Annotated in this window: 9 protein-coding genes, 2 tRNA genes and 2 pseudogenes; 6 read left to right on the top strand and 7 right to left on the bottom strand. The window is 67.8% G+C overall.

What is annotated here, in order from left to right; genetic code table 11:
- A pseudogene (locus IEY75_RS21110) lies at positions 1–262 on the top strand (hypothetical protein); the annotation flags it as partial.
- Between the two features lie 250 nt (positions 263–512).
- On the opposite strand, the gene IEY75_RS18980 reads toward IEY75_RS21110, so the two are convergent.
- Positions 513–1,145: a hypothetical protein gene (locus tag IEY75_RS18980; RefSeq protein WP_189115736.1), complete on the bottom strand. Its 633-nt coding sequence runs from the start codon at positions 1,143–1,145 to the stop codon at positions 513–515.
- Positions 1,146–1,755: 610 nt separating this feature from the next.
- Between IEY75_RS18980 and IEY75_RS18975 the strand changes: the two genes are divergently transcribed.
- Positions 1,756–2,031, top strand: a complete 276-nt coding sequence (locus IEY75_RS18975; RefSeq protein WP_189115735.1) for a hypothetical protein — start codon at positions 1,756–1,758, stop codon at positions 2,029–2,031.
- 126 nt (positions 2,032–2,157) lie between these two features.
- Here IEY75_RS18975 and IEY75_RS18970 read toward each other — a convergent pair whose 3' ends face one another.
- The gene (locus IEY75_RS18970) at positions 2,158–3,360 is read right to left on the bottom strand and encodes an AbiJ-related protein (RefSeq protein ID WP_189115734.1); all 1,203 of its coding nucleotides are present in this window, start codon (positions 3,358–3,360) and stop codon (positions 2,158–2,160) included.
- Positions 3,361–3,441: 81 nt separating this feature from the next.
- On the opposite strand from IEY75_RS18970, the gene IEY75_RS18965 reads away from it, so the two are divergent.
- The 4 genes and pseudogenes from IEY75_RS18965 to IEY75_RS21515 all read left to right on the top strand — a co-directional run.
- Complete coding sequence (locus IEY75_RS18965; protein ID WP_229789897.1) at positions 3,442–4,647, top strand: restriction endonuclease; 1,206 nt, start codon at positions 3,442–3,444, stop codon at positions 4,645–4,647.
- Positions 4,648–4,783: 136 nt separating this feature from the next.
- A complete protein-coding gene (locus IEY75_RS18960) occupies positions 4,784–5,656 on the top strand; it encodes a putative endonuclease domain-containing protein (RefSeq protein WP_189115733.1) in 873 nt (290 codons plus the stop codon).
- Positions 5,657–6,416: 760 nt separating this feature from the next.
- Positions 6,417–7,301, top strand: a complete 885-nt coding sequence (locus IEY75_RS18955; RefSeq protein WP_189115732.1) for a replication-relaxation family protein — start codon at positions 6,417–6,419, stop codon at positions 7,299–7,301.
- Between the two features lie 575 nt (positions 7,302–7,876).
- A pseudogene (locus tag IEY75_RS21515) lies at positions 7,877–8,905 on the top strand (recombinase family protein); the annotation flags it as partial.
- 18 nt (positions 8,906–8,923) lie between these two features.
- Here the strand turns inward: IEY75_RS21515 and IEY75_RS18940 are convergent.
- From IEY75_RS18940 to IEY75_RS21570, 5 genes are all read right to left on the bottom strand, one after another.
- A complete protein-coding gene (locus IEY75_RS18940; RefSeq protein ID WP_189115731.1) occupies positions 8,924–9,196 on the bottom strand; it encodes a hypothetical protein in 273 nt (90 codons plus the stop codon).
- Positions 9,197–9,476: 280 nt separating this feature from the next.
- Positions 9,477–9,549, bottom strand: a tRNA-Ala gene (locus IEY75_RS18935).
- Positions 9,550–9,574: 25 nt separating this feature from the next.
- The gene (locus tag IEY75_RS21100; RefSeq protein WP_229789895.1) at positions 9,575–9,703 is read right to left on the bottom strand and encodes a DLW-39 family protein; all 129 of its coding nucleotides are present in this window, start codon (positions 9,701–9,703) and stop codon (positions 9,575–9,577) included.
- 47 nt (positions 9,704–9,750) lie between these two features.
- Positions 9,751–9,824, bottom strand: a tRNA-Ile gene (locus IEY75_RS18930).
- A 163-nt stretch (positions 9,825–9,987) separates the two neighbouring features.
- Entirely contained in the window at positions 9,988–10,770 is a 783-nt protein-coding gene (locus tag IEY75_RS21570; RefSeq protein ID WP_444544009.1) for a DUF3566 domain-containing protein, read from the bottom strand.
- Between the last annotated feature and the right edge of the window lie 278 nt (positions 10,771–11,048).

The following is an 11,048-nucleotide window of genomic DNA, read 5'->3' as shown; positions in this document are numbered from 1 at the left end:
CGCGGGCGACCCGCACGACGTCGTCACGGAACTCTCGGGGGTAGGGCTTGGGCACGGTGGCATCCTTCCAGCCCGCCTCAACGGCAAGCCAGCTCAGGTGTCACCAGTTGGTGCAGCAGACCCAAACGACGGCGCGCACCGTGCATGGCTGACCCTCGGCTACACCAACGTTCCCGGCGACCTCAAGGTCGGCGACGTGCACGTCCACGCGGACTACAAGGGGCCGGGCAAGGACCGCGCGGTCTACGAGTACCGGCTCTAATCCGGAACGACGAATCCTGCTACCACCGGTGACCTGGTCCGTCGCTACTCTGGTTGTGACGGTCGGAGTTGGCCCCGCGCTGACGGCCTCAACTAGCCCGCCTGTGGCCGAAACCGCGACTCACTCGTACTCATTCAACGCCCTGACCGCTCCTGGTGCTCCCTACCTGCGCCCTGGGCGAGGCGAGCAGCAGGGAACTGATCGTTAGCCCCGGGCGGAGGCGTTCAGGTCTGTGGGCAGGGTCGGGCCGCTACACTACTGGAGGTAGCAGCTTTCGTTCCCGTGCGCGCTGTATCCACTTCCGAACTTGGTCGCGCCCGCCGCGGGTGCTGACGTCGAACCCTTCCCGTCGAAGTTCCTGTTCGACAAAGCGCGCGGGCGCACGCCCCTGACCGACAGCTTCCGCCTTGGCGTAGAGCTGCGCCACCCGCACCAGCAGGTCGTCGGATGCGCTGGGTCGGCGGCGGCGCGGCTTGCCGCTGGCAGTCATCGCGGTGGCGTGCTGACCTGCCCGGCGCTGCAACGGGCTGTCGGGCAGGCCGCCTGCTAGCGCGCCGAGCTTGTCGGCGAGATGCTTGCGCGACTCATCGCGGACCGCTGACAGTGGGATGCCGCGGAGGACCTTCTGAGTCAGTTCCTGCAGGTGCCCGGCAACTGGACGCCTCGACGGCCACGCGTCGCGGGCGTCATCCGGCATATCCTCGACAAAGGACCTGATGTCCAGGCCAACCAGCAGCGCCTTGCCGTCGACCATCGCCCAATGAGGGATGACGTGCCACGGGCTGTCGTCATCGGCTACGAAGACGGGCTGTACTCCATCCATGGGGAAGGGCGTCATCCACTCGACGTCCTGTGACACTTCGGCGGTCTCTGGATCCGTCACGGGAACGACCGTACGGTGCGGTCTGGCCTGTGCGCAATACTGGTGGGGTGTTGATTGGACGCATTGGACTCCTCCCGTACCTTGCACTCGTCGCGGCGGTCGGCGGCGGCCTCTGGGCACCAGCCGACCGCGCGCAAGGCTTGGCCTTGCTATTGGCAGCCATCGCCCCGGCGTTGGTCCGCACTGCACCCGCCTGCATCTGCGGCCATGCGGACGCTACGCACCGCCGGCGCCGTCACAGAAGCCGGTGAGTGACTCGGCCGGATGGGAGGCGGCGCCCACACCCGTCTACTGGCCACGACACGCCACCACCTTCGTTCTCCCCACCGCCTCGGTGTTAGGGCGTTGCTCCAGCAGAGACCGATCGCATGTCGTGGCTGGGTGGACCGCGGTGAGAAGACTGACGTACGGCCGATCCGGCCGGCCGTCGGGCTCGTACTACATCGCGACGACCCTGTAAGTCCACCGGCTGAACAGCGGCTGGTCCACCTCGACCACCAGAGTCTTCCTTCGACCCCGGTGGCGGTACCCGTGGCGACCTGCGACGAGGACGCCTCGACCGGCCGGCGCGAGCCGAGGTGATCTGTGCCGGCGTGACACACTGATAGACATGGCTGACATCCCAGAGGAAGCGATCGACAACTGGATCTCGGCGGTCGCCAACCTGCACGACTACGCCACCCGCGACCCCGCGGATGCGAGGGCAGCTGACGAGGCTGTCGCGATGCTCTGGTCCGGATACGGCTACCAGGACGCACCTATGCAGGTGCTGCGGATGTTCTGTCAGGCGATCGAGGCCGGGTACGCCACCGCCCTGCGGGACGTCCGCGAGGGCAGGTATGACGCCGAGATTCAGACGTGGCGGCCAGACCTCGGTACGTTCTGACCGCCGACCCGCTGGCGAGGACAAGAGGGCTGTGAGCGTCCCCACTCGGACCTCGAGGCCGAGGGTCGGGATTTCGCGAGCATCGCAGGGGCAGCTCCGCTACCGGCGACTCGAGGTAGCCGACGCTCAAGCGGCGTAGCGGGCTGCGAGCCGATCGAAGAACGCGTCGAGGCGGTGTACCGTCTGCGGGCCGTCTACAAGATCGGCGCCACCAAAGCGGTAGACCTCATAGCCGTTGAGCCGCAACTCGCGGTCCTCAGTCATCATGTCGGCATAGCGGCGCGGGCTGGCCCGGCCGTCGTCGTCGGCGTAGTGCTGCTTGCCGTCGCACTCGATGACGATCCGGCCGCGGTGCGGTAGCAGGAGGAGGAAGTCCATCCGCTGCCGTGCGAGTGGAGCGGCGCCGGGCGGGTGGCTCGCGCGCACGTACGGGTCAAAGTGAAGATAGACCTGCGGGATAAGCGCGGGGATGTGTGGTCCGAGCCGCGCATAGCGTTGGGCGTAGGCGCGAAGGATTCGTCGCTCGGCGTCATTTCTGCCGAGGGATCGACTTAGCCGCCGGTAGAGGCCAAGAGCGATGTCACGGTCAGGTGTGCCGGCTATGCCCTCTCGGTCCGCCCACCACGCTGTAAGTTCGGCCCAGGTCAGCCCATGCGCTGCAAGAGGCCGGTCGTAGACGAGGCAGTACTGCTCGTTCTCCACGACGGCGACGTCGTTGTTGATCGCATCTCGAAAAACGATCCTCGGCTTCGGTCCGTCAGCAGCGAAGATCAAGTTCTTCATCGTGCCACGGACCCCTGCGCCGATACGGCGTGCGGCGAAGACTGGGGCGCCGCTGATGTCATCGACTTGAACCAGCTCGTAGCCGTCGCTGATCAGCACGTCGTTGAGGAAGGCCTGTAGCCGCTCAACCTCGGCAACATCGGTGCGGACCTCGGGGTGCAGCATCTCAACGAGGAACGCCAGCAGCGCCTCGTCGCCATCAGCCAGGCCGAAGCGGGAGTCGTGGAAGATCCAGTCGTTGTCCCAGTCGTGGTTCAGCCATCGATGCTGGACAATGTCCTGACTGGCGGTAGAGAACCGCGGATCGCGGCTGGGCAACGAGTCGACGTCGTAAAGCCGGCCGAGAAAGTCGACCTCTTCCAGCGTGCCGCTCCAGTGCGTCTTCGTCTGCGCCAGTCCGTCGATGACGCGCCGGCGGGTGACACCCGTGATGAAGTCAGTTCCGCTGATGGTGACCTCCTGACGCAGCTTCGACCCGGCGCTCCCGCGCTGGCGCTCGTCGCCGTCCGACCCCGCGCTGCCGCCGAGTCCACAAGCAGAGGACATCTACCTGTGGGCGCGGCGTCGCCGACACGTATAGCCGCTGGTCCACGGAATCAGATCAGCCTACCCAGTACGCTATGGAGCGTGACTGATCGGGCCGGTGGACGCGCAGATGCAGCCTTGACCCTTGAGGAGCTACTGGCCGTCATGGACCGCGCCGCCGCCAACCTGGAACGCCTCCAGGCAGTGTGGGAGCGGGCAGGTCCGATGCTGCCCACCGGCCCGGCGGCGGGATCCACGACGGAGTATGAGGATCTGACCCGCACCTGGGACGACCTACTCGGCGGCCTGCCCAAGATCGACAACTGGACAATCAGCGAGCCGCTGCCTGATATGCATCAAATCGGTACAATGTACCTGGAATACGCCGAACTAGGCGAGCCGCCCTTTGGTGTCGCCGAGGCGTCGGATGCTCCCAGTAAGGCACTAGCGGAGTACCGGCATCGGTTGAACCGAGCGCGGCGCCGCGCCGTCCGCGATCGCATGCAGGAGCTGGTCACCCAGGTCGACACCCTCCTGCCTCAACTGTTAGCGAACATCCCACGGGACTCGACGGAGCGCGTGGACGACGCCAGGGTGTCGTCGTTAGAGGCTGCGATCGCGGAGATCGAACGCTTGATGGGCGACACTGCATGCCGCAGCGGACGGTGGGGCGACCTTCACCGACACGAGTACTTCGGTCAGGGGCACGACTGGCACGACATTTACGAGTTCGACTGGCCCACCGTTAAGCCAGACATTGAAGCAGCGATGTTCTCCGACGACGACCCTCTCCCAGTACCCGACATCGACTTGGGCAACGCCGCCGCCCAACGACCCGTCGGTGGGGCTTCCACCAAGCTGTGCTGGGGCAAGTTGGACCCGGACCACTTCGAGCGTCTGCTCCACGACCTATTGCAGAACCTCCCGGGCTTCCAGAACGTCCAGCTACTGATGAAGGCCAACGCCGCGGATCGGGGTCGAGATATCTCGGCTGAGCGTGTCCTGCACGATGGCGCGGGTGGGGTGCGCACCGAACGTGTCATCGTCCAGGCCAAGCACTGGTTGTCGAAGTCCGTACCGCCGGAGGAGATCGCTAATGCCCTGATTCGCATCACGCTGTGGGAGCCGCCTGTAGTTCGCGGGTTCGTCGTCGCGACGAGTGGGCACTTCACCCCGGATGCGGTTGCGTGGGTCGAACGGCACAACGAGGCTGGCAAGGTGCCATTCGTTGATCTGTGGCCGGAACCCCGGCTGACAACCATGCTTTCGCAGCGACCCTGGCTGGTTGCGGAATACGAACTTAGGTAGCGCCAGTCGCAACACCGCGCCCAGCACTAGGTCGACCTCAGTCTCTGCCAACCCCGCCCGCGTGGAGTCCCTTGCCGTGTCCAATGTGAGCCCCAATCGCCTCCGACGATCGATTGCTGATCATCTGCGGGACGGGATGACCAGGGTGCAGATTGAGGATTTCTTCGAAGACCTCGGCCTAGCTCCATGGCCGGAGGAGTACGCCACTTATACCAAGGCCGGCTTCGCCTACACCATCCTGAAGGACCACGACGTCCAGAGCCTGGCCGACTTGGCACGTGACGTGGCGCAGCGCATCGCAGCCCCGGACGAGTTGATGGCGCTCGTCGCGCGCCTCGGCCCTTCGGGCGTGTCGGGTGCCCTAAAGAACTTGATCTTCGCTGCTGACGGACCTAAGCCGAGGATCGTCTTTCGAGATGCGATCAACAACGACATCGCTGTCGTGGAAAACGAGCAGTACTGCCTCGTGTACGACCGCCCGTTGGAGCCCGGCGGGCTCACCTGGCGCCAGTTAACGGCATGGTGGGCGGACCGGGAAGGCATGACCGGGAATCCTGAGCTTGGTATCGCCCGTAGCCTGTACCAGCGGTTGAATCGCTCCCTCGGCGAAAACGACGCCGAACGACGAATCTTGCGCGCCTACGCCCAACGCTACGTACGGCTCGGACCCGACATCCCTGCTTTGCTCCCGCAAGTCTACCTCCATTACGACCCCTACTCCAAACAGCAAGCACCTACGACCCTCAGCCGGCAACGGATGGACTTCCTGCTGCTGCTGCCCAACCGCGCGCGAGTCGTGATCGAGTGCGATGGCGTCCAGCACTACGCCGACGAGCGCGGAGGGGCGAGTCCGCTTCGCTACGCCGACATGGTCGCCGAGGACCGCGAGCTGCGGCTGCGTGGGTACGAGGTCTACCGATTCGGTGGCGCAGAACTGCTTCAGCGTGCGCAACCCGAGGAACTGCTCGACCGATTCTTCAACGCCCTGGCAGAGCGGCACCTGGACTAGTCCCGTGCGGACGATGACTCGCACCCGGCGGCATGATCGCCAGGGTGGAGCCAACTCCGAGCGACCAATACTCGGACCAGGCGCGGCTCGCCATTTGAAAGATTGCCCGTAGCGTTCGCAAACGGTCTCGATTTCGGACTGAGGCGTACCGGGAAGTACTGAGGCGTACTGACCCGTACGCCATGCTTGGCTGCCTCCTGCGGGGGTCAGAACAACGGCTTGACCTGTCGTTGCGATCGAGGGATCGTCGTTGGCGAGGTTGTTTGACCTCGGCGAGGCTGGCCTTCTGCCATCTGCCTGAGCGCGTGGACGCGCCGGGGTGTGCGAGGCCGTTTCGTCTTCGGGCTCTGACCGTGTTCGGGCTGGCCGTACCGCCTACTGGTGTGCGGGCGCCGCTGCCGGGCTGGCTGCTAGCCCAATCAATCCATCCACTGGCGTGTCGCTGCTTCGTGCCGTGACGCGGGGCTCGGCTGTGCCCGGGCGCAGTACCAGATCGCTTGCCGGCCGGCAGGCATGGCGCTGTTCATTGACAACTCCACAGTGACGTCATCACCCGCCAGCTGCAGCCCAGCGTTGTCAGCGGCTGGCGGGGCGCCCGGGCGGGCGCCCGTGTGGGTGCCCGGCTTGGCGCCCGTGTTGGAACGGTGCCCCAGACGGGCTCGTTGCCACCGCGTTTCCGCAGCATGTGGCCGCTGACAGCGGCTCGCGCGCTGCTCAGACAGACCCTCTGGGTCATCCTTCTCTCCCCCTGGAGGGGCTTATGGCAGCAACTGACCATGTACTGACGATCCAGTCCCGGCTGACCGGCCGGGACCACCAACTCCTTGAGTGGCTCGCCGACCACGGCGTGCTGACCTCCGACCAGATCGCCAGGGCGCTGTTCCCATCGCTGGATGCCTGCCAGCGGCGGCTGCAGACCCTGCACAACGCCCACGTGCTGGGTCGGTTCCGGCCGCAGCGGTGGGAGGGCGGCTCCTACCCCTACCACTACGTTCTCGACCAGCTCGGCGTCGACGTGGTCGCCGCGCAACGCGGGGGCCCGATACCGCGGCGCACAGCGGCCAAGCAGCGGCGCTGGCACCTGACCCAGCGGGCGAACCTGGACCACAAGCTGGGCGTCAACGGGTTCTTCGCCGACCTGGCCGGCTACGCCCGCACCCAACCGGGGGCGGCGCTGCTGCAGTGGCGGCCCGCGGGGTTCTTCCAGGGCGAGGGTTCGTTCCGCGAGCCAGGCGACAGCCCGTTCAAGTCGCTGCTTCGGCCGAAGGTCCGCCCGGACGCCGCCGGGGTGTTCGCCGAGGACGGCCGGCAGGTGAAGTTCTGGTTCGAGTACGACACCGGTTCGGAGTCGCTGACGGTGCTGGTGGACAAGATGCACCAGTACAGCGACATGGCCAACGACTTCGAACGCGTCCGCCCGGTGCTGTTCTCCCTGAGATCCGCGGCCCGGGAGGGCAACCTGCACCAGCGGCTGCGGGAGGCCGGCGTCACGCACCCGGCGGCCACGCTGGCCCGTGACAGCCTCCCAGCCGGCCGGTGCGCCGCCAACGCGGTCTGGTGGGCCCCGCAGGGGGACCCGGCCCGCAAGCGGCTGATCGACCTGGACCGGTTCGTCCTCGACAGGCACACCGACCGTGACCTTTGACGTCGACCCGCACGCGCCGGACCTCGCAGTCCGCCGCCCGGACAAGGCATGTCCGCCCGGCGAGCGTCCACCAGCGGTCGCGACCGGACCGATGTCCGGGGCAGCGGACCGACGTCCGCCCCCGCGTCCGCCCGCGTTTCCACAGACTTCGTCGGCTCGGCTGTGCCGGCCGGCAGAAGTGTCACACAATCCGGCCGCCGATGCCTCGGCGCTGCCAGCGACCGAAGGTATCATCCCGCTCCTTTATCGACAGAAAGGAAGGACCCACATGAACGAAGCCCATCGACCCCACAAGAACGCCCCAGCCGGAGGAACATGGCTACCACACGCCATCCACACCACACCCACCCGAGCTATCCTGACCAGGCAAAGTCCACACCAGACAATGCCCCACCGAAGTCGCGGCGACGCGGCAGAAGACGAAGCCGCAACACCGAAACCACACAGCTGGCGAAAGTCGAAACCACCTCCATGAACGGCGACCAACTCGACACGGCAGCTGACGCTTTGGCCGTCCTCATCCAACGATTCTGGACCACCGACAAAGAACCCCCAGACCCCTTGCAGGAGCACTTATGACCAGCCCACCCTTAACACCACCGCGGCGGCGCGGGCGACCCAGCCCCGCCGCCGCCCCGGCACCAGACAGCACACGGATGCGGCGGGTCGCCATCTACACCCGCCGCTCCACCGACGAGGACAACCAGCCGTTCTCCATCGACGCCCAACGCGGCGGGCTGCACCGCCACGTCGACACCCGCGACGACGCCACCATCGTCGCCGAGTACTCCGACGACGCCTCCGGCGCCACCCTCAACCGCCCCGGCCTACAAAACGCCCTCCGCGCGGCCCGAGCGGGTCGCTTCGACATCCTGCTCGTCTACCGCCTCGACCGGCTCTCCCGCCGCCAACGCGACCTACTCAAACTCCTGGCCGATCTGGACGAGGTCGGGGTGGCGTTCGAGTCAGCCACCGAGTCGATCGACACCAGCAGCTCCGTCGGCAAGCTCAACATCCAGATGCTGGGCATGTTCGCCGAGTTCGAACGCAACACCATCATCGACCGGGTCAAGGCCGGCACCGCCGCCAAGGCCGCCAAGGGCCGCTGGGTCGGCGGACGCACCCCATACGGCTACACCGTCGACCGCGACACCCAGAAACTCACCCCCTGCTCCGACGAGGAGTTTGTGGTGCGCGAAGTGTTCCGTCTCTACGTCGAATGCCGGCTCGGGACCCGCGCCGTCGCCGACGAACTCAACCAGCGCGGCCTGACCACCCGCGCCGGCAAGCCCTGGTCCGGCGCCATCATCGGACGCATCCTCGACAACCCCGCCTACGCCGGCGACATCGCCTACCGCGACGTCTACGTCCCCGACGCCCACCCCGCCCTCATCGACCGCGACACCTTCACCAAGGCCCAGGCCATCGCCGACGCCCGCACAGACAGGACCACCCACCGCGCCATGAGCGACTCCGACTACTACCTCACCGGCCTCATACGCTGCCCGGCCTGCGGCAACCGCTACATCGGCACCGCCGCCACCGGCAAGACGCGTCGCTACCGCTACTACACCTGCTACCACCGCATCCGCTACGGCACCAACGGCTGCCAAGCCCGACGCCTACCCGCCGACATCCTCGACCAACTCGTCCTCGACGCCCTCGCTGACTTCTACGCCAAGGCCGACACCCTCCTGGCCGCCGCACTCCAACGCGCCCACGACCAACACCACCAAGACGCCGCCCACCAACGACAGGAACTCGACGCCCTCACCACCCAGATCCGCGCCAAGAACACCGCCATCGACAAGTACCTGACCGCCTTCGAAACCGGCACCCTCGACGACACCACCGCCGGAGCACGGCTCCGCCAACTCCGCGTCGAGATCGAACACCTACGCGCCCGCCACGGAGCCCTGGAGGACCACCTCAAGGACGTCCCGACGGCACCCCCGCCGGGCACCATCGAGCGGCTCCGGCTACACCTCGCCGAGGTCATCGGCAGCGGAAGTCAGGCAGAGAGGAAGGCCACCATCGAAGCACTCGTAGCCGAAATCAAGATCACCGACGAAGGAGTGATCCCGGTGTTCCGGATCCCCAACCAACCCACCGGCATACCCGCGACAACCAGCGGAAACACCGAACCACCCCAGGTTCGCGCAATGCAACCTTCGGTGGAGCCATGGGGACTCGAACCCCAAACCCCTGCCTTGCAAAGGCAGTGCTCTGCCAGTTGAGCTATGGCCCCGCGGCCCGCGGCGGCGGGCAGCCGGTCAGCGCAGGTCGGGCGCTGCCGTCGCCTCGTGCCACAGTGCGCGCTCGTCGCTGGCGCTCTTGGCCTTCTTCACCACCAGCGCCGCGGCGCTGACGACACCAGCCAGGATCAGGAGCTTCTTCCACATGAGGCGTTCCCCTCAACGGTGTGATGCTGCCGGCAGGTGGTACAGGGTGGGGCTAGCTGGAATCGAACCAGCGACCTCAGAGTTATCAGCTCTGCGCTCTAACCGACTGAGCTATAGCCCCGCGGGCGGATACTGCGGTGCTGCGGGCATTACGGTGCAGTGGGCGTTGCGGTGCGGTGCGGAGTCGAGGTTGATGAGCACCTCGCACGCCGAGCAACGTTACCGTACCGCGCGCCCACCGTGCCGCGCGGGGCCGGGCTCGCCGACCCGCGCGGCACGGTCGCTCAGTCGCGCTCGGCGAGGGTCAGCTCGATGCCGCCGACGAGGTCGGCGCAGACGTTGTAGATGAACGCCGCCAGCGTCGCCAGGGCGGTCATCAGGACGATGTTGACGAGGCCGAGCAGGGCCGCGCTGCCGATCACGCCCTTGGCGGTGATCATGAAGCTGCCGGTGGTGCCGCCGCCGCCGGCGTTGACCAGGTCGACCAGCGTGGTGTTGACCTTGTCGAACACGCCCATGGCGTCGAGGATCAGGTAGAGGACCGCCGTCGCCACGATGATCACGATGAACAGCACGATGGATAGGGCGAACGACAGCTTCATGACCGACCACGGGTCGATCCGCTTGAGGTTCAGGCGGGCCCGGCGCGGACCCCGCGCGGTACCGCCCGCGGCGCCGCGGGCGGCGCGGACGGCCTCGGCGACGCGCGCCGCGCCGCTGACGCCCGGCGCGCTGGGCGCGGGCGCCTTGCCGGCGCCGGTACCGGTCGGGATGGGCATGGTGGTGGCTGCCGAGCGGGCAGCGGCCGCGATGCGGATCGGCGCCGTGGGGGCCGATCCGGCGGGCGCCGGCTTGCCCGTGCCGTTGGGCGTAGTACCCGGCTGGGGCTTGCCCGGTGCCGGAGCGGAGGTCGCCGCGGCGGGTCGGGCCGGCGCGGCCGCGGGCCGGGTCGACGGGGCCGCCGCACCGGGCCGCGCGCTCCCGGGCGCGGTCGGGGCGGCCCCGGTGGCCGCGCGGCCGCCGCCGGACGCCGCCGCGGTGCCACCGCCGGGAGGCCCGGCCGCCACGGCGGTCCCGGTGCCGGAGGCCGCCGGCCTGCCGCCGCTTGCGGTCGACGTCGACTTGACCCCGGGTGCGGCGGGCGCCGGCTTGGCGCCGCTCGCGGCAGGGCCGGGGGTGGCGGTGCCTCCCACCGGCGCGGTGGAGCCGCCGGCGGGCGGCGCCGGGGCGGCCTTCGGCGCGCCGGCCGACGTCTTGCCCGCGCCGGCCGTGCCCGCCTGGGCCGGCGCGGCGCCGGAGGTGGCGGCCCTGGGGGTGGCGGGTGCCGGGGTGGCCGCCGGCGTGG

Origin of the sequence: Pilimelia terevasa, from assembly GCF_014647915.1 — a bacterium.
GTDB classification, from domain to species: domain Bacteria; phylum Actinomycetota; class Actinomycetes; order Mycobacteriales; family Micromonosporaceae; genus Pilimelia; species Pilimelia terevasa.
The sequence above is the reverse complement of the archived record's forward strand: the minus strand, read 5'-3'. Positions and strand labels throughout refer to the sequence as shown.

Bases quoted from the DNA above. Each gene is read 5' to 3' on its own strand.
- IEY75_RS18975 (WP_189115735.1), top strand. From the start codon at position 1,756: ATGGCTGACATCCCAGAGGAAGCGATCGACAACTGGATCTCGGCGGTC.
- IEY75_RS18970 (WP_189115734.1), bottom strand. From the start codon at position 3,360: ATGTCCTCTGCTTGTGGACTCGGCGGCAGCGCGGGGTCGGACGGCGAC.
- IEY75_RS18960 (WP_189115733.1), top strand. From the start codon at position 4,784: ATGACCAGGGTGCAGATTGAGGATTTCTTCGAAGACCTCGGCCTAGCT.
- IEY75_RS18955 (WP_189115732.1), top strand. From the start codon at position 6,417: ATGGCAGCAACTGACCATGTACTGACGATCCAGTCCCGGCTGACCGGC.
- IEY75_RS21100 (WP_229789895.1), bottom strand. From the start codon at position 9,703: ATGTGGAAGAAGCTCCTGATCCTGGCTGGTGTCGTCAGCGCCGCGGCG.